The following is a 17,362-nucleotide window of genomic DNA, read 5'->3' as shown; positions in this document are numbered from 1 at the left end:
CGCGCCGCCCGTCCGTGACCTCGGGCCCGCCGCGCTCGTTCTCCCGGCGCCGACCGTCCCACCCCGTTCCGGAGCGCCGATGCCCAGCCGCCTGCCCTCGCTCACCGGGCTGCGCTTCTGGGCGGCCCTGCTGGTGGTGCTCTACCACTTGTCCCGCAAGGTCGGCGGGCTGCCGGTGCTCGATCCGCTCGCCTGGTACGGGCGCTCGGGGGTGACGTTCTTCTTCGTCCTGTCCGGTTTCGTCCTGGCCTGGACGTACGGCGGTTCGCCCGTCCCCGCCGGGGCGTTCGCCCGCCGCCGGTTCGCCCGGATCTGGCCGTTGCACGTGCTGAGCACCGTGCTGTCGCTGGGCGCGGACGCCGCGATCGGCACGGCGCTGCCGGTGGCGGCCGCGCTCTGGTCGCTGCTGCTGGTGCACCCGTGGGCGCAGGCGACGGTGTACGGCGGCAATCCGGCGTCCTGGTCGCTGGGCGCCGAGGCCTGGTTCTACCTGCTGTTCCCGCTGCTGCTGCGGTTGCTGGCGCCGCGCCGCCGTGCCTGGCTGCCGGTGGCGGCGGTGTGCGCGGTGCTCGGCCCGGCGCTGTGGGCGGCGGGCCCGCTGCTGCCGGCCGATCCGACGGTGCGCGGCTGGCTGCTGGACTACCTGCCGCTGGCCCGTACCCCGCAGTTCGTGCTCGGGGTGGCGGTCGGGCTGGCGGTGCGGCACGGGCTGCTCCCCCGGGTGCGGCTCGGCGTGGCGGCCGCGGCGGTGGCGGGCTGGCACCTGCTGCTGGCGCCCTGGCACGCGGCCGTCCCGGACGCGCTGTGGTGGGGCCCGTACAGCGCCTCCCAGCTGGTGCCGGCGGCCCTGTTCGCGGCGCTGCTGGTGGCGGCGGCCCAGCGGGACGCGGCCGGTGCGGCCCCCCGGCCGCCGGGCGAACGGGGACCGGCCGGACGAGGTCTGGCCGGACGGGCAGCGGTGCGGCTCGGCGAGTGGTCCTACGCCTGGTACCTGGTGCACGAGATCGGCATCCGCTGCTGGCTCGCCGAGTTGGGCCGCCCGGCGCCCGGGGCGGCGGCGCTCGGGGTCTGGCTGCTGCTGGCCGGGGGGTCCCTGGCGGTGGCGGCGGGCCTGTACCGCTGGGTGGAGCGGCCGTGCGAGCGGCTGCTGCGCGGCTCGCCGCGCCGGCCCGGCGGGAACGCGGCGGCGCCGCTGCCGGCCCGCGCGGTGCGGGTGGGTCGGCAGCGGCGCCGGGCGGCGGCCGGTCAGGCGTCGGTGGAGCCGTCCAGGTTGACGTAGGCGTAGAAGACGCCGATGTCGTAGCCGTCCTTCTGGGTGTTGAAGGTGGTGGTGAGGTCGGTGTCCCCGTTGCGCAGGTACGGCGAGATGTCCCAGCGGTTGGAGTCGTAGCCGAAGTTGTTGCGGTTGTACGGGTTGCGGGCGAACTGGTCCTCCGGGGTCAGCTCCTCGATGGTGGAGTTGAAGGCGTCGTCCGGCGCGTGGTTGATGTCGGAGAACAGCGCCTCGGGCCCGTTGGTGGACTTGACCGACAGGGTGTCACCGGTCCACTTGAGGTCGCCGTCGTAGACCACCCAGCCGAGCTTGCCGTGGAGCTGACCGCTCTGCGGCGTCTGCAGCCCCGTGAGCTTGATCTGCCGCGTCGGGCTGTCCGGCAGCTCGACCTGGAAGCCGTCCCACAGGTGGATGTGCCGCATCGGCTTGCAGTCGTTCTCGTACGCGACGACGATCGTCCAGCCGCCCCAGCTGTGCGGCTTCACCACCGAGTCCATGTCGGCGACGGTGTAGGTGCCGTTGCCGGCGTTCCTGACCAGGTCGGTGATGTCGGCGGAGGCCTGGTAGCTGCTCTCCACGTCGGTGGTGATGTAGCCGATGGACGGCTGGTCGTTGGCGATGTCCCGGTACTGCTTCTCGCCCGGGACCTTGAGGTACACCTCGTCGATCTGGTTCTCCGGCAGCACGGTGTCGCCGATGCCGCGGGTGCCGCCCCAGTACAGCCGGGCGTACTTGACCTTGGAGCCGTCGATCAGGCCGAGGTCGGCGGAGCTGGCGGAGTAGATCGGGTCACCGAGCGGGCCGATGGAGCCCGGGTCGATGTTGATGTACTTCATCTCGTACTTGTTGTTGATCGGCATGCTGCCGAGGCCCTTGCGGGCGTCCTCGCAGGGCGGCTGCGCCGGGTCGACCGGCGGCTTGGTCTCGTCACAGGTCATCAGCGAGTTGCTGATCCTGGTGACGGAGCCGTGGAAGTCGCCCTGGAAGCGGGTGGTGAACGGCAGCGGGTTCTCGGAGATGGTCTCGGCGCGCGGGCGCGGGTTCGACGAACCGGAGCCGGAGCCACGGGCGTCGGCGACCGGGGTGGCCAGCAGCTGGCTCGCGACGGCGGCGAGGGCGGCGCCCGCGACGACGGCCCGGCGGGCGAGCAGGCGGGCCGCGGCGGCGCGGCTGACAGCGGAGGAGGGCATGGGATCCTCTCGGGACGGAACGGACGAGCACGCCCATCGGATCACAACCGTCCGTCACAGGATCTTCACATACCGCCATTGGGGAAGCGATCCCACCCCAGCGGACGGCCCGCTGTCATCCGATCGAACGACAGCGGGCCCGGAGGTGTTTGGGAGCCTCAGGTGCTCACAGCACCTGGAGGTTCTTGCGCAGCTCGAACGGCGTCACCTCGGAGCGGTACTCCTCCCACTCCTGCCGCTTGTTGCGCAGGAAGAAGTCGAAGACGTGCTCGCCGAGGGTCTCGGCGACGAGCTCGCTGCGCTGCATCAGGTCGATCGCCTCGCCGAGGTTCTGCGGCATCGGCTGGATGCCGAGGGCGCGGCGCTCGGAGTCGGACAGCGCCCAGACGTCGTCGTCGGCGCCCGGCGGGAGCTCGTAGCCCTCCTCGATGCCCTTGAGGCCGGCCGCGAGGGTGACGGCGTAGGCGAGGTACGGGTTGCAGCCGGTGTCCAGGGAGCGGACCTCGATCCGGGTGGAGCCCTGCTTGCCGGGCTTGTACATCGGCACCCGGATCAGCGCCGAGCGGTTGTTGTGGCCCCAGCAGATGTAGGACGGGGCCTCGCCGCCGGCGCCGGCGGTGCGCTGGGAGCCGCCCCAGATCCGCTTGTAGGAGTTCACCCACTGGTTGGTGACGGCGGCGGTCTCGGCGGCGTGCTTGAGCAGGCCGGCGATGAAGGAGCGCCCGACCTTGGAGAGCTGGTACTCGGCGCCGGTCTCGTGGAAGGCGTTGCGGTCGCCCTCGAACAGCGACAGGTGGGTGTGCATGCCCGAGCCGGGGTGGTCGGAGAACGGCTTGGGCATGAAGCTGGCGTGCACGCCCTGCTCCAGCGCGACCTCCTTCATGACCAGACGGAAGGTCATGATGTTGTCGGCGGTGGACAGCGCGTCGGCGTAGCGCAGGTCGATCTCCTGCTGGCCGGGGGCGCCCTCGTGGTGGGAGAACTCCACCGAGATGCCCATCGACTCCAGCATGGTGATGGCCTGTCGGCGGAAGTCGTGGCCGACCCCGCGCGGGGTGTGGTCGAAGTAGCCGGACTGGTCGGCGGGGATCGGCGGGGTGCCGTCGCCGGGCAGGTTCTTCAGCAGGAAGAACTCGATCTCGGGGTGGGTGTAGAAGGTGAAGCCCTGGGCGGAGGCCTTCTCCAGGGTGCGCTTGAGCACGAACCGGGGGTCGGCGTAGGACGGCGAGCCGTCGGGCATCAGGATGTCGCAGAACATCCGGGCGGTACCGGGGGTCTCCGAGCGCCACGGCAGGATCTGGAAGGTGGTCGGGTCCGGCTTGGCGATCATGTCGGACTCGTAGACCCGGGCGAAGCCCTCGATCGCCGAGCCGTCGAAGCCGATGCCCTCCTCGAAGGCCTGCTCCAGTTCGGCCGGAGCCACCGCGACCGACTTCAGGAACCCGAGCACGTCGGTGAACCACAGCCGGACGAACCGGATGTCACGCTCCTCAAGCGTCCGAAGCACGAACTGCTGCTGCTTGCCCATGGGGACAGTCTCACCTCTGCTCTTTACGCTCGTGTTACGCCCGGAAGACCCCCGGACGCGACTGCCCCCATCATGGCCGATCACCGCGCGGGACGGCAGTCCGGACCCCGGTCCGACCCCCCGGGCAGCACATTGCGTCAGATCGACGATTACACTCGGAGGCATGCCCAATCTCCGTCTCGCCCTGAGCCAGATCGACCCCTGGGTCGGTGACATCGCCCGCAACAGCGATGAGGTGGTGCGCTGGACCAGGCAGGCCGTGGAGGCCGGCGCCCAGTTGGTCGCCTTCCCCGAGATGGCCCTGACCGGCTACCCCGTCGAGGACCTCGCCCTGCGCAGTTCCTTCGTCGAGGCGTCCCGGGGCGCGCTGGTCGAGCTGGCCGGGCGGCTGGCCGCCGACGGGCTGGGCGAGGTGCCGGTGGTGGTCGGCTACCTCGGGCGCTCCGAACACGCCTCGCCGAGGTTCGGCCGCCCGGCCGGCTCCCCGCAGAACTGCGCCGCCGTGTTGCACCGGGGCGAGGTGGTGACCCGCTTCGCCAAGCACCACCTGCCCAACTACGGCGTGTTCGACGAGTACCGCTGGTTCGTCCCGGGCGAGCAGCTGCCGGTGCTGCGGCTGCACGGAGTCGACGTCGCACTGGCCATCTGCGAGGACATCTGGCAGGACGGCGGCCGGGTCACCGCGGCCCGCGAGGCCGGGGCCGGGCTGCTGCTGGTGGTCAACGGCTCGCCGTACGAGCGGAACAAGGACGACCAGCGGCTGGAGCTGGTCCGGCGCCGGGCCGCCGAGGCGGGCTGCCCGCTGGCCTACGTCAACATGGTCGGCGGCCAGGACGAGCTGGTCTTCGACGGCGACTCGATCGTGGTCGGCGCGGACGGCGAGGTGCTGGCCCGCTCCCCGCAGTTCGAGGAGCACCTGCTGGTGCTGGACCTCGACCTGCCGGCCGCCGGCGGCGACCACACCGACGGCCTGCTGCTGAGCGACGGCCTGCACCTCGTCCGCACCGAGCTGGGCGGCGAGCCGCAGGCCGCGCCCGCGGACACCCCGACCCCCGAGGTGGCGCCGCGGCTGTCCGACGAGGCGGAGATCTGGGCCGCGCTGGTCTCCGGCACCCGGGCGTACGTCACCAAGAACGGCTTCCGTTCGGTGCTGATCGGCCTCTCCGGCGGCATCGACTCGGCACTGGTGGCCGCCATCGCGGTGGACGCGATCGGCGCCGAGAACGTGTACTGCGTCTCGATGCCCAGCCGCTACTCCTCGCAGCACTCCCGGGACGACGCGGCCGAGCTGGTCCGCCGGACCGGGCTGCACTACCGCACCGTCTCCATCGCCCCGATGTTCGATGCCTACCTGGGCGCGACCGAGCTGACCGGCCTGGCCGAGGAGAACCTGCAGTCCCGGCTGCGCGGCACCCTGCTGATGGCGATCTCCAACCAGGAGGGGCACATCGTGCTCGCGCCCGGGAACAAGAGCGAGCTGGCCGTCGGCTACTCGACCCTGTACGGCGACTCGGTGGGCGCGTTCGGGCCGATCAAGGACGTCTACAAGTCGCTGGTCTTCCGGCTGGCCCACTGGCGCAACGAGGAGGCCGAGCGGCGCGGCGAGGTGCCGCCGATCCCGGAGAACACCATCTCCAAGCCGCCGTCCGCCGAACTTCGGCCGGACCAGAAGGACAGCGACTCGCTGCCCGACTACGACCTGCTGGACAGCGTGCTGGCCCGCTACATCGAGGGCGACGAGGGGCGGGACGCGATCGTCGCGGCCGGCTTCGACCCGGCCGTGGTGGACCGGGTGGTCCGGCTGGTCGACACCGCCGAGTACAAGCGGCGGCAGTACCCGCCGGGCCCCAAGATCTCGGTCAAGAACTTCGGCCGGGACCGCCGCCTGCCGATCACCAACCGCTGGCGGCGGGGCTGACCTAGCTAGTTGAACCGGTAGGTGGCGGCCACCGCGAGGTGGTCGCTGCCGTCCCGGGGCAGGGTGCGGGAGTCGACCGGCGCGAGGCCGCCCTTGCTCATGATCTGGTCGATCCGGGCCATCGGGAAGGACGCCGGCCAGCTGAAGCCGAAGCCGTCCCCGGCGGCGCCCTGGGCCGAGCGCATCTGCGAGGTGACCGGCGCCAGGCTGCGGTCGTTCATGGTGCCGTTGAGGTCGCCGAGCAGCAGCACCTTCTTCACCGGCTCGGCCTGGATCGCGTCGCCGAGCGCCTGCGCGCTGACGTCCCGCTGGTCGACGGTGAAGCCGCCCTCGGCCTTCAGCCGCACCGACGGCAGGTGCGCGACGTACACCGCGACCGGGCCCTGCGGGGTGGCGACCTGGGCCCGGAACGCCCTGGTCCAGCCCATCTTGAGGTCCACCGGCGAGACTCCGCTGATCGGGTACTTCGACCAGAGGCCGACCGTCCCCTCCACCTCGTGGTACGGGTACGCCTCGGCGAGCCCGCTCTCGTAGTCGCGCAGCGGCTTGCCGGCCAGTTCCTGGAGGGCGACGATCTGGGCGCCGGAGGCCACCAGGCCGCGGACGGTGCCCGGCACGTCGGGGTTGGCGGCGGCGACGTTGTGGCTGACCACCGTCCAGTCGCCGGTGCCGCCGCTCTTGTCGCTGAGCAGGCCGCCGAACAGGTTGAGCCAGATCGCGACGGGCAGCAGCAGCGCGATCAGCGCGGTGGCGGAGCGGCGCAGCAGCGCGGGGACCAGCAGCACCGGGACGGCCAGGCCGATCCAGGGCAGGAAGGTCTCCAGCAGGCTGCCGAGGTTGCCGGCGCTGTTGGGGACGTCGGCGTGGAGGGCCATCAGCAGGGCGGTGAGCACGGCCAGCACCGCGACCGCCAGGCCGCGCCGCCAGGTGGTGGCGCCGCGGCCGTCCCGGCCCCAGTGCCGCAGGCCCAGGAACCCTCCGGGACGGCCCGCGGGGGCCGGGGCGCCCGCCTCGCCCCAGGGCCCGGCCGTGCTCCGGTCGGTCCTGTCCGCCTGCGTCATCCGTGGCTCCCGTTGTTCGTGCCGTCGCCGGTCCGGTGTCCGGCCCGTGCGGTACGGGCGGGTGCCGGACTGGTGCCGGTTTGATCGGATACCCGGCTCAGCCTATGCCGGGACAGACGCGGGGCCGTCGGAGCGGGTTCCGGCGTGGCCCGGTTTGGTGAGCCAGGCCACGCCGGACGCAGGTCGGTGCAGGTCGGTGCAGGTCGGTGCAGGTCGGACGCAGGTCGGTGCCGGTCGCTGCGGGTACGGGACCGGGGCGCGGGGTCCGGGGCGCGGGAGCGCGTTCAGCCGCGGGAGCCGGAGGCCGCGTGCGGCGCCAGGCCTTCGAGCAGCGAGTCGACCATCCGGCGGGCCAGGTCCGGGTCCTCCAGGTCGGAGTCGTCCCAGAGGATGCTGCGGTACAGGATCGGGCCCATCAGCATGTCGCCGAGCAGTTCGACGTCGAGGTCGGACCGCAGCACGCCCTCGTCCATGGCGCGGCGGATCAGGGTGAGCCCCGCCTCCCGGCGCGGCTTGATCACCCGGTCGCGGTACGCGCTGTACAGGTCGGGCAGGCCCTGCATCTGGCCGAGGGCGGCCTTGAGCACCCAGCGGGAGCGCTTGGCGAGGCCGCGCCGGCGCATGTAGTCGATCATCTCGATCAGGTGGTCCCGGGCGGTGCCGTCGGTCGGCGCGGGCATCGGGACTTCCAGCCGGCTGACCACGTCGACCAGCAGGGCCTCCTTGTTGGGCCAGCGCCGGTAGATGGTGGCCTTGCCGACGCCGGCCGCGGCGGCGATGCCCTCGATGGTGAGTTCGGACAGCGCGGTGCCGCCGGCCATCAGGTCCTCGACGGCGGCGAAGATGGCCTGCTCGGCGGCCTCGCTGCGCGGGCGGCCGCGGCGTACGGCGGCGCAGGGCTGTCCGGCCCCGGCGGCCGGGGTGTCCGTCTTCATCCCCGCTGTACTCCCTCGCTGTCCGCGTGGCGCACGGGCGCCGTTCCGTTTCCGATGGTGGTCCGTGGACCGGGCCGGGTGGCGGCCGCCGTCCTGGACCTCGGCCCTGCCGCCCGGGGGTTCACCCGGGTGACAGGGCCATTGTCGCTCAGTGCGGTCGAGGGTCAGGCGTCCGCGGCCACGGCCTTGCGACTCTGGTCGGGCTGCTCGGCGGCCTTCCCGGCCGGGCCGCCGGGGGCGGCCGACCGGCGCGGCAGCAGGAACCAGGCGATCAGCGCACCGACCACCGTGATGCCCGCGGAGAGCGAGGCCACCACGTGCATGGCGCTGACGAAGGCGTCGTCGGCCGGGCCGATCAGCGCGGCGCCCTTGGGGCCCATCCGCTCGGCGATGGCCAGGGTGGCCTCCAGCGACTCGCCAGCCTTGCCGCGCAGGTCGTCGGGCAGCTGGTTGAGCGTGTCGGTCATGCCGTCGCGGTAGACGGTGGAGAGCACCGCGCCGAGCACGGCGACGCCGAGCGAGCCGCCGACCTGGCGGAAGGTGTTGTTGACGGCCGAGCCCGCGCCGGCCTTCTCGCGGGGCAGCGAGGCCATGATCGCGACGGTGACCGGCGGCATGACGTGCGCCATGCCGGTACCCATCAACAGGCCGAGCACGATCAGCACCCAGATCGGCGTGTCGACGCCCAGCAGGGTGTAGCCGACGAAGCCGACCGCGATCAGCAGCATGCCGACGGCGGCGGTGGCGGCGACGCCGAAGCGGTCGACCACCAGCCGGGCCCGCGGCGCGAACAGCAGCTGGGCGACGGCCAGCGGCAGCATCAGCAGGCCGGCCTGGAGCGCGCTGTAGCCGCGCACGCTCTGGATGTAGAAGACGCCGAAGAAGGAGACACCCATCAGCGCGAAGAAGACCACGCCGACGACCACGACGGAGGCGCTGAACACCTTGTTGCGGAACCACGTGACGTCCAGCGCGGGGAAGCGGGTGCGGCCCTCGAACCAGACGAAGGCGGCCAGCGCCAGCACGCCGACCAGCGTCGGCACCCAGGCCTCGGCGGCGGTGAAGTCGGCCAGCTCGCCGCCCTTGATGATGCCGTAGATCAGCGCGACCAGGCCGATGATCGACAGCAGCACGCCTATCGGGTCGAGCTTGCCGGGGTTCGGGTCCTTGGACTCGGGCACCAGGACGATCATCGCGATCACCGCGACGATCACGATCGGGACGTTGACCAGGAAGACCGAGCCCCACCAGAAGTGCTCGATCAGCAGGCCGCCGGTGATCGGGCCGATGGCGATGGCCAGGCCGACCGCGCCGGCCCAGATGCCGATCGCCTTGGGCTGCTCGGAGCGCTCGAACACGTTCATGATGATGGCCAGCGTGGCGGGCATCGCGAGCGCGGCGCCGACGCCCATCAGGGCGCGGTAGCCCACGAGTTCACCGGGCGAGGCGGCCAGCGCGGAGAGCAGCGAGGCGATGCCGAAGACCACCATGCCGCCGAGCAGCGCGCGCTTGCGGCCGAAGCGGTCGCCGAGCAGGCCGGAGGTGAAGAGCAGCCCGGCGAACACCAGGGTGTAGGAGTTGATCGACCACTCCAGGTCGCTCTGGCTGGCGCCGAGGCCGACCGGCGCGGGGGTCGCGATGGTCTTCATCGCGACGTTGAGGATCGAGTTGTCGAGGACGACGACGAGCAGGGCGAGCACCAGGGTGCAGAGGATCGCCCAGCGTCGGCGGTGGATGGCTTCCGGCACGCGGGGTGGCGCGGCTGCGGTGGTCATTGGTCTTCCCGTCCGTGGTGGTGTGGCACTGGCGGGCAATTCCGAGCCATGGTCGTCTCGTAACCCCCCGGCACCAGGGTAGCGGCCATTACGATACGAGACGACTCCGTTTCGTAAAAACGCGGCAAAGCCCGGGGCCGCCCGCGCTCGCCGGTGTGCCGCAGATCGCACCCGACCGCCCGCACGCCCCTTTGCGCGCACGCCGGGGCGTGCAAGCATGGAGGTGATCCGGGGACGCCGCACGGCGCCACGAGACGACAACCCTTCAGGAGTCCGTTCGATGAACGCTTCTTCGCCTTCGCCTGCCCAGAACCAGGCGGCGACCGCCACCCTCTACGGCGGGGTCACCAACCGCCGCATCACCGTCCGCGACCTCGCCACCGCCAAACAGCGCGGCGAGAAGTGGTCGATGCTCACCGCCTACGACGCCCTCACCGCCGGGGTGTTCGACGAGGCCGGCATCCCCGTCCTGCTGGTCGGCGACTCCGCCGGCAACTGCCACCTCGGCTACGAGACCACCGTGCCGGTGACCATGGATCAGATGGTGATGCTCTCCGCCGCCGTCGTCCGTGGCACCAAGCGCGCGATGATCGTCGCCGACCTGCCGTTCGGCTCCTACCAGGAGTCCCCCGCGCAGGCCATGCGCAACGCGGCCCGGCTGATGAAGGAGGCCGGGGTCGGCGCGGTCAAGCTGGAGGGCGGGGAGCGCAGCGCCCGCTCGATCGAGCTGCTGGTCGAGGCCGGCGTCCCGGTGATGGCGCACATCGGCCTCACCCCGCAGTCCGTGCACGCCTTCGGCGGCTACCCCGTCCAGGGCCGCGGCGACGAGGCGGCGCACCAGCTGCTGCGCGACGCCAAGGCCGTCCAGCAGTCGGGCGCCTTCGCGGTCGTACTGGAGGCGGTGCCGGCCGAGCTGGCCGCCCAGGTCACCGAGCAGCTGACCATCCCGACCGTCGGCATCGGCGGCGGGCCCGACACCGACGCCCAGGTCCTGGTCTGGACCGACATGGCCGGCATGACGGCGGGCCGGGTGCCCAAGTTCGTCAAGCAGTACGCCGACCTGCGGACCGTCCTCGGCGACGCCGCCCGCGCCTTCGCCGAGGACGTCCGCGGCGGCGCCTTCCCGGCGGCGGAGCACAGCTTCCGCTAGGGCGTGAACCGCCGACGGCCCCGCTCCCCCGCCCGGGAGCGGGGCCGCTGCCGTGTGCCCGCGCCCCCCGGTGACAGCGGTCTGACAGCGCAGCGCCGGGCCCGCCCCCCTCATGACAGCCCGCTGACAGCCGGGCCGGACAACCTAGGGGCATGACACGAATCGCCACCGCCCCGAACGACCGGGGGACCGCCGCGGGCAACGCCGTCGAGGTCCGCGGCATCGTCAAGCACTACGGCACCACCAAGGCCCTCGACGGGGTCGACCTCACCGTCCGCGAGGGCACCGTGCTCGGCGTGCTCGGCCCCAACGGCGCCGGCAAGACCACCCTGGTCCGGGTCCTCTCCACCCTGATCAAGCCCGACGCCGGCACCGCGTTCGTCGGCGGCTACGACGTCCTGCGCCAGCCCAAGCAGCTGCGCCGCACCATCGGCCTCACCGGGCAGTACGCCTCCGTCGACGAACTCCTCTCCGGGTACGAGAACCTCTACCTGATCGGCCGGCTGCTCGACCTCCCCAGCCGCGAGGCCAAGGCCCGGGCCGCCGAACTGCTGGAGCGCTTCTCGCTCACCGAGGCCGCCAAGCGGACCGCCAAGACCTACTCCGGCGGCATGCGCCGCCGCCTCGACCTGGCCGCCAGCATGATCGGCCGCCCCAAGGTGCTCTACCTGGACGAACCCACCACCGGCCTCGACCCGCGCACCCGCAACGAGGTCTGGGACGAGGTCCAGCGGATGGTCGCCGAGGGCAGCACCGTGCTGCTCACCACCCAGTACATGGAGGAGGCGGAGCAGCTCGCCGACGAGCTGACCGTCATCGACCGCGGCCGGGTGATCGCCAACGGCGGCGTGGCCGAGCTCAAGGCCAAGGTCGGCGGCCAGACCCTCCAGATCCGCGCCGTCCACCCGGCCGAGCTGCCCGAGATGGCCCGCTGCCTGCACGACCGCGGCATCACCAGCGCCACCGTCTCCACCGACACCGGGCTGCTCGCGGTGCCGATCACCAACGACGAGCAGCTGACCGCCGTCATCGGGGTGCTCGGCGGCCGCGGCTTCGCGATAGCCGGCATCGACACCAAGGTGCCCAGCCTCGACGAGGTCTTCCTCGCCATCACCGGCAAGCCCGCCGACACCGCGGACGCCGCCCCCAGCCTCGCCAAGGAGCCCGTCGCATGACCACCGCCACCGTCGCCCCCACCCGGGTGGAGGACCCCCGGATCGGCCTGTCCGGCACCTTCCGCCACGTCGGCGCACTGACCCGGCGCAACCTGATGCGGATCAAGGCCGACCCGGAGTCGATGTTCGACGCCGTGCTGATGCCGGTCATCTTCACGGTGCTGTTCGTCTACGTCTTCGGCGGCGCCGTCTCCGGCAACCAGGACTCCTACAAGCAGTACATGATCCCCGGCCTGCTCGGGCAGACCGGCCTCACCCTCGCGATGGCCGTCGGCACCGGCCTGAACAGCGACTTCCAGACCGGCGTGATGGACCGCTTCCGGACCCTGCCGATCGGCCGGGCCTCCGTCCTGCTCTCCAAGATGGCCGCCGAGACCTGCCGGGCGCTGCTCTCCTTCGTGATCCTGATCGGCTTCGCGATGTGCATCGGCTTCGAGGTGAAGACCGGTCCGCTGGAGGTCGTGGCCGCGGTCGGCCTGTCGCTGGTGTTCGGCATGTCGATCGTCTGGGTCTCGATGCTGCTGGGCATGGCGCTGCGCAGCGCCCAGGCCGTCCAGGGCGTGGCCATGCTGGTCCTGATGCCGATGCAGTTCGGCAGCTCGATCTTCGCGCCGACCGACACCATGCCGGGCTGGCTCCAGGCCTTCACCAAGGTCAACCCGCTGTCGGCGCTCGCCGACGCCTCCCGCTCCCTGCTCAACGGCCAGGGGCCGCTGGCCCACCCGGTGATGGTCGTGCTGATCTGGTCGGTGGCCACCACCGCGATCTTCGCGCCGCTCGCCGTCGCCCGCTTCCGCAAGCGGACCTGAGAACGGCCGCCGACCCTCCGCGGGGGAGGGCCGGGGGGCGACCGACCGGCACCAGGGGACGGGGCCGGCCGGCGGAACGGCTGACCGACGGCCGGGGACGGGCGTCGGTCAGCCGATCCACTCCTGTCGGCTGACCGGTGACCAGGGACGGACGCCGGTCAGCCGATCCACTCGTACATCCGCTCCCGGATCTGTTCCGGGGTCAGGCCCTCGCCGGCGGCGTGGGCGGCCTCGAACGCGGCGTCGCCCAGCTGGGCCCGCAGGTCGGTCGCCGCCCGGCCGCGCTCGACGCGGTCCAGGTAGCCGCCCTTCGGGCCGTTCAGCACGTGGTGCGCGCCGTGCAGCACGGTGGCCTGCCGGGCCCGCTCCAGGTCGCCGTCGCGCTCGGCGAAGGCGCGCAGCACCCCCACCACCGCGGGGACCACCATGACCGTCATCTGCTCGCCGAAGCCGCTCGTGCGCGACGTCTCGCGCAGCAGCGTCCGCCCCTCGCGCAGCATCGCGAGCCCCTCGTCCGGCAGGCCCGCCCGGGCGGTGATCCAGCCCCGGGTGGTGGTCAGCATCCCGGTCACGATCCCCGGGGCGAAGCTGCCGACGCTGGTCGCCTCCATCCGGTCCAGCTCGGCCAGCGCCTGCTCGTACTCGCCGCGCAGCATGTGGACGCCGCAGAGCGTGAGGCCGCCGAACAGCAGCGCGCCGGTGGAGGAGTGGTCCGCGCTGTGGTGGTCCAGCCCGGCCAGCGTCTCCCGGATGATCCGCTCGCCGCGCTCCATGTCCTGCTCCAGCAGGGCGGAGCCGAGGTTCACCCTCAGCATCGGCACCTCGTGCGGCGTCCCCAGCTCCTCGGCCAGCTCGATCGCCCGCTCGTACGCGACGGCGGCCGCCTCCGGATCACCCCGGTTGGCCAGCGACTCGCCCTGGGCGGACAGGGCCTGGGAGACCCCCCAGAGGTTGCCGGCCTGCTCGAACAGTTCCAGGGAGCGCTGGCCGTCCAGGATTCCCTGGTCGGCCCCGCCCGGCCAGTCGTTCAGCATCTTGGCCCGGAGCTGCAGGATGAACGCGAGGTCGTTCGGCCCGCCGTGCTCCTCGCAGCCGCGGACGGCGTCGTCCAGCAGGCTCCTCATCATTTCCAGCCGGCCGGCCAGGAACGCCCCGAACACCCGTATCAGGCCCGGGAACCGGTAGGCCTGCGGCAGCTCCGGGGTGTAGGCCTCCAGCAGTTGCTCCGCGACGGCGATCGCCACCGGGTTGCCGAGCACGTCCAGGTTCCCCTCGAACATACCCATCAGCCGGTACATCGCGAGCAGTCGGCGGGCCTCCTCGACGACCCCTTCGGGCATCGGCAGGCCGTAGGAGAGCACGTCCCGCTCCAGTGGTACGGGCGGCTTCGGGCCGAACGGATCCGGCCCGAGCGCCGCGACGGCGTCGTACCAGCCGCGGGCCTCCATGCTGTAGCCGCGCAGCGACCAGTACCAGCTCATGCCGAGGGTGAGGACCAGCGACTGCTCCTCGTCCCCGAGGTCGATGGCGCGCCTCAGCGCGGCCCGGATGTTGTCCAGCTCGCGCTCCAGCACCGTCAGCCAGTGCAGCTGCTGGGGGCCGTGGATGTTCAGGAAGGCGGTGGCGGCGATGGTACGGAAGTGCGTCAGGTGGCGGGCCCCGGTCGCGTCGCGCTCCTCCTCGGACTCGGCGAGGCGCTCGGTCGCGTACTCGTGGATGGTCTCCAGCATCCGGTAGCGCGGCAGGCTGCCGTCGTCCAGGTCGGCCACCAGCAGGGACTTGTCGACCAGCGACAGCAGCAGGTCGGCGACCTCCCCGCCGACCACCTCGACGCCGTCGGCGCAGATCGCCTCGGCGTCCTCCAGCTGCCAGCCGCCGGCGAACACCGAGAGCCGGCGCAGCACCGCCCGTTCGCGCTTGCCCAGCAGGTCCCAGCTCCAGTCGACCACCGCGCGCAGGGTCTGCTGACGCGGCAGCAGGGTGCGGCTGCCCGCGGTGAGCAGGGCGAACCGGCCGTCCAGGCGGTCGGCGATCTGGCGCGCCGTCATCACCCGCAGCCGGGCGGCGGCGAGTTCGATGGCCAGCGGCAGGCCGTCCAGGCGGCGGCAGATCTCGGCGCAGGCCGCCGGGTCGGTGTCCGGGTCGAAGCCGGGTCGGGCGGCGGTGGCACGCTCGGTGAGCAGGCGCAGCGCCACCGGGTCGGGCAGCGGCTCGACCGGCAGCACGGTCTCGCCGGGCACGCCGAGCGGCTCCCGGCTGGTGGCGAGCACGGTCAGCTCGGGGCACTCGGTGAGCAGGATGTCGGCGAGGTCGGCGGCGGCCTGGATCAGGTGCTCGCAGTTGTCCAGGACGAGCAGCATCCGGCGGTGGCCGCAGTGCTCGACCAGCCGGCGCACCGGGTCCTCGGCGCGCTTCTCGATCACCTCGGCGACCATGCCGCCGCTGTGCAGCACGATCTCGCGCAGGCCGAGCGCGGAGACCACGGCGGCGGGCACCGCGTCCGGGGTCTCCAGCGGGGCGAGTTCGGCCACCCAGACGCCGTCCGGCCAGTGCCCGGCGGACTGCTCGGCGCGGCCGGCCTCGATCGAGAGCCTGGTCTTGCCGGAGCCGCCGGGGCCGGTCAGGGTGACCATCCGATGCTCCGTCAACGTCCCGCGCAGTGCGGCGAGATCGCCCTCACGGCCGACGAAGCTGGTCAGCCGGCCGCGCAGGTTGCCGCCGACGCGCGGGAGTTGGGGCGCTCCGGACCGCCCGGCGGCCGGCGGGGTCGGCGGGGCCGGTATGGACTCCGGCGCGGGCGTGGTCGGCGCGGCGGCGGGCGCCGGTTCGACCTCGGCCGGGGTCAGCAACGTGGCGTACAGGGACTGGAGTTGGCGCCCCGGGTCGACGCCGAGCTCCTCGGCGAGGGCGCGCCTGGTCCGCTCGTAGTGGCGCAGCGCCTCGGCGGTGCGACCGCTCTCGTGCAGCGCCCGGATCATCAGCTGCTGCAACGGCTCGTCCAGCGGCTGCCGTTCGCAGAGCTCGGTGAGCTCGGCGACCAGTTCGGCGGCCCGGCCGAGCCCGAGCTCGGCGGTGATCCGGTGGCGGCGGGCCTCCTCGCGCTGGGTCTCCAGCCGGGCGGCCGGGCCGCTGCGGTCCGGCAGGTCGGCCAGGGCGGGGCCGCGCCACAGCGCCAGGGCGGCGCGCAGCCGCTCGGCGGCGAGCGCGTGGTCCCCGGTGTCCAGGGCGCGGCGGCCTTCGGCGCCGAGCCGCTGGAACTCGGCGAGGTCGGTGGCCGGGTCGGTCAGCCAGTACCCGGCCGGGCCGGAGCCGATCTCGTCCCGGCCGACGGTCCGGCGCAGCCGGCCGACCAGGGTCTGGAGCGCGGCGGAGGAGTCCTGGGGCGGCTCGGCCTCCCACACCTCGTCCACCAGCAGGTCGGCGGGCACCGGGCGGCCCTGCCGGAGGGCGAGCGCGGTGAGCAGTGCCCGCAGCCGGGCGCCGCCTAGCGGCACCGGGGTGCCGTCGTCGTGGTGGGCCGTCGTGGTCCCGAGGATGCCGTAGTACACCGGTCCATTCTGGTCGATGGGCGGCGATCGGGGCGCACAATTGTCCAGGGGCCCCTCACCGGCGGCGGAACCCGGACGGGGCCCTCGGACGTTCACCCGGGACGGCTTGTCCGGTCACCGGCCCGCCCGGCATGATCGATCCCCTGCCCGCTTTTCCTCGGACACCCGGAGCACCCACACCATGACCTTCGCCGCCACGCAGCGCTCACGCAGCGAGGACCGCCGGATCAGCCCGGTGTTCTGGGTGCTCCTCGCCGTCCTCGCCACCTCCGGCTGGGCGGTGTACTCGGGCTACGGGAACGCCTCGTTCGGGGTGTTCCTGTTCGTGGTGGCGGGCTGGATGGTCTCGCTGTGCCTGCACGAGTACGCGCACGCGCGCACCGCCCTGCACGGTGGCGACATCAGCGTCGGCGCCAAGGGCTACCTCACGCTCAACCCGCTGAAGTACACCAACGTGCTGCTCAGCTTCGTGCTGCCGATCGTGTTCGTGATCCTGGGCGGCATCGGCCTGCCCGGCGGCTCGGTCTGGATCGAGCGGGACCGGATCCGGGGCCGGCTCAAGCACAGCCTGATCTCGGCGGCCGGGCCGCTGGTGAACGTGGTGTGCGCGGCCCTGCTGCTGATCCCGATCGGCGCCGGCTGGCTGGACGACCCGACGGTGCACGCGGTCTGGAACGGCTACGAGCTGAACGTCTCGCCGTTCGCGGGCGCGCTCGGCTTCCTCGGCCTGCTCCAGCTCAGCGCCGCCCTGCTGAACCTGCTGCCGGTGCCCGGGCTGGACGGCTACGGGATCGTCGAGCCCTGGCTGTCGTACAAGACCCGGCGCGCGGTCGAGCCGTTCGCGCCGTACGGGCTGCTGGCCGTGTTCGCGCTGCTGTGGCAGCCCTCGGTGAACTCGTTCTTCTTCGGGGTCATCCACGACCTGATGAGCCTGTTCGGCGTGGACCAGGACTACGCGACGCTCGGCCGGTACCTGTTCAGCTTCTGGAAGAACTAGCCG

At 72.6% G+C, this 17,362-nt stretch carries 12 protein-coding genes; 6 read left to right on the top strand and 6 right to left on the bottom strand.

The genetic code is table 11. The features are described from left to right. Positions 1-79 precede the first annotated feature (79 nt). Entirely contained in the window at positions 80-1,279 is a 1,200-nt protein-coding gene (locus ACIOGZ_RS38260) for an acyltransferase family protein (protein WP_400989306.1), read from the top strand. Here ACIOGZ_RS38260 and ACIOGZ_RS38255 read toward each other — a convergent pair. Both ACIOGZ_RS38255 and glnA read right to left on the bottom strand, forming a co-directional pair. Then, on the bottom strand, positions 1,246-2,463 hold the full coding sequence (locus tag ACIOGZ_RS38255; protein ID WP_363580878.1) for a hypothetical protein: 1,218 nt from the start codon (positions 2,461-2,463) through the stop codon (positions 1,246-1,248). The genes ACIOGZ_RS38260 and ACIOGZ_RS38255 overlap by 34 nt on opposite strands. A 166-nt stretch (positions 2,464-2,629) precedes the next feature. Then, on the bottom strand, positions 2,630-3,991 hold the full coding sequence (gene glnA, locus ACIOGZ_RS38250; protein WP_363580876.1) for a type I glutamate--ammonia ligase: 1,362 nt from the start codon (positions 3,989-3,991) through the stop codon (positions 2,630-2,632). Positions 3,992-4,154: 163 nt separating this feature from the next. Here glnA and ACIOGZ_RS38245 point away from each other — a divergent pair, with 163 nt between their 5' ends. Continuing rightward, complete coding sequence (locus ACIOGZ_RS38245) at positions 4,155-5,909, top strand: NAD+ synthase (protein ID WP_400989304.1); 1,755 nt, start codon at positions 4,155-4,157, stop codon at positions 5,907-5,909. A gap of 5 nt (positions 5,910-5,914) precedes the next feature. On the opposite strand, the gene ACIOGZ_RS38240 is transcribed toward ACIOGZ_RS38245, so the two are convergent. The 3 genes from ACIOGZ_RS38240 to ACIOGZ_RS38230 all read right to left on the bottom strand — a co-directional run bounded on the left by ACIOGZ_RS38240 (position 5,915) and on the right by ACIOGZ_RS38230 (position 9,680). Then, on the bottom strand, positions 5,915-6,784 hold the full coding sequence (locus tag ACIOGZ_RS38240) for an endonuclease/exonuclease/phosphatase family protein (RefSeq protein WP_363580978.1): 870 nt from the start codon (positions 6,782-6,784) through the stop codon (positions 5,915-5,917). Between the two features lie 470 nt (positions 6,785-7,254). Further along, positions 7,255-7,905 carry a TetR/AcrR family transcriptional regulator gene (locus ACIOGZ_RS38235; RefSeq protein WP_363580872.1) on the bottom strand — a complete coding sequence of 217 codons (651 nt, stop codon included), beginning with the start codon at positions 7,903-7,905 and terminating at the stop codon, positions 7,255-7,257. 164 nt (positions 7,906-8,069) lie between these two features. Then, complete coding sequence (locus ACIOGZ_RS38230) at positions 8,070-9,680, bottom strand: MFS transporter (RefSeq protein ID WP_363580870.1); 1,611 nt, start codon at positions 9,678-9,680, stop codon at positions 8,070-8,072. Between the two features lie 280 nt (positions 9,681-9,960). Here ACIOGZ_RS38230 and panB point away from each other — a divergent pair, with 280 nt between their 5' ends. The 3 genes from panB to ACIOGZ_RS38215 all read left to right on the top strand — a co-directional run bounded on the left by panB (position 9,961) and on the right by ACIOGZ_RS38215 (position 12,814). After that, a complete protein-coding gene (gene panB, locus ACIOGZ_RS38225; RefSeq protein WP_363580868.1) occupies positions 9,961-10,830 on the top strand; it encodes a 3-methyl-2-oxobutanoate hydroxymethyltransferase in 870 nt (289 codons plus the stop codon). A 152-nt stretch (positions 10,831-10,982) separates the two neighbouring features. Beyond that, a complete protein-coding gene (locus tag ACIOGZ_RS38220) occupies positions 10,983-12,005 on the top strand; it encodes an ATP-binding cassette domain-containing protein (protein WP_363580866.1) in 1,023 nt (340 codons plus the stop codon). Continuing rightward, positions 12,002-12,814 (top strand): ABC transporter permease, encoded by an 813-nt coding sequence (locus ACIOGZ_RS38215; RefSeq protein WP_363580864.1) that lies wholly within the window; start codon positions 12,002-12,004, stop codon positions 12,812-12,814. Before ACIOGZ_RS38220 ends, ACIOGZ_RS38215 begins: the two co-directional genes overlap by 4 nt. Positions 12,815-12,972: 158 nt before the next feature. Here the strand turns inward: ACIOGZ_RS38215 and ACIOGZ_RS38210 are convergent, their stop codons facing one another. Next, the gene (locus ACIOGZ_RS38210; RefSeq protein WP_400805566.1) at positions 12,973-16,362 is read right to left on the bottom strand and encodes an AfsR/SARP family transcriptional regulator; all 3,390 of its coding nucleotides are present in this window, start codon (positions 16,360-16,362) and stop codon (positions 12,973-12,975) included. 181 nt (positions 16,363-16,543) lie between these two features. On the opposite strand from ACIOGZ_RS38210, the gene ACIOGZ_RS38205 reads away from it, so the two are divergent. Continuing rightward, a complete protein-coding gene (locus ACIOGZ_RS38205; RefSeq protein WP_400805565.1) occupies positions 16,544-17,359 on the top strand; it encodes a site-2 protease family protein in 816 nt (271 codons plus the stop codon). The last annotated feature ends 3 nt before the right edge of the window (positions 17,360-17,362 follow it).

This window comes from Kitasatospora sp. NPDC088160, from assembly GCF_044741445.1.
In the GTDB taxonomy this organism is placed as follows: Bacteria; Actinomycetota; Actinomycetes; order Streptomycetales; family Streptomycetaceae; genus Kitasatospora.
The sequence above is the reverse complement of the archived record's forward strand: the minus strand, read 5'-3'. Positions and strand labels throughout refer to the sequence as shown.

What these genes read in the sequence shown, in the direction of transcription:
- ACIOGZ_RS38235 (WP_363580872.1), bottom strand. Translation starts at nt 7,905, where the DNA reads ATGAAGACGGACACCCCGGCCGCCGGGGCCGGACAGCCCTGCGCCGCC.
- ACIOGZ_RS38230 (WP_363580870.1), bottom strand. Translation starts at nt 9,680, where the DNA reads ATGACCACCGCAGCCGCGCCACCCCGCGTGCCGGAAGCCATCCACCGC.
- panB (WP_363580868.1), top strand. Translation starts at nt 9,961, where the DNA reads ATGAACGCTTCTTCGCCTTCGCCTGCCCAGAACCAGGCGGCGACCGCC.
- ACIOGZ_RS38220 (WP_363580866.1), top strand. Translation starts at nt 10,983, where the DNA reads ATGACACGAATCGCCACCGCCCCGAACGACCGGGGGACCGCCGCGGGC.
- ACIOGZ_RS38240 (WP_363580978.1), bottom strand. Translation starts at nt 6,784, where the DNA reads ATGGCCCTCCACGCCGACGTCCCCAACAGCGCCGGCAACCTCGGCAGC.
- ACIOGZ_RS38215 (WP_363580864.1), top strand. Translation starts at nt 12,002, where the DNA reads ATGACCACCGCCACCGTCGCCCCCACCCGGGTGGAGGACCCCCGGATC.
- ACIOGZ_RS38260 (WP_400989306.1), top strand. Translation starts at nt 80, where the DNA reads ATGCCCAGCCGCCTGCCCTCGCTCACCGGGCTGCGCTTCTGGGCGGCC.
- ACIOGZ_RS38205 (WP_400805565.1), top strand. Translation starts at nt 16,544, where the DNA reads ATGACCTTCGCCGCCACGCAGCGCTCACGCAGCGAGGACCGCCGGATC.
- ACIOGZ_RS38255 (WP_363580878.1), bottom strand. Translation starts at nt 2,463, where the DNA reads ATGCCCTCCTCCGCTGTCAGCCGCGCCGCCGCGGCCCGCCTGCTCGCC.
- glnA (WP_363580876.1), bottom strand. Translation starts at nt 3,991, where the DNA reads ATGGGCAAGCAGCAGCAGTTCGTGCTTCGGACGCTTGAGGAGCGTGAC.
- ACIOGZ_RS38245 (WP_400989304.1), top strand. Translation starts at nt 4,155, where the DNA reads ATGCCCAATCTCCGTCTCGCCCTGAGCCAGATCGACCCCTGGGTCGGT.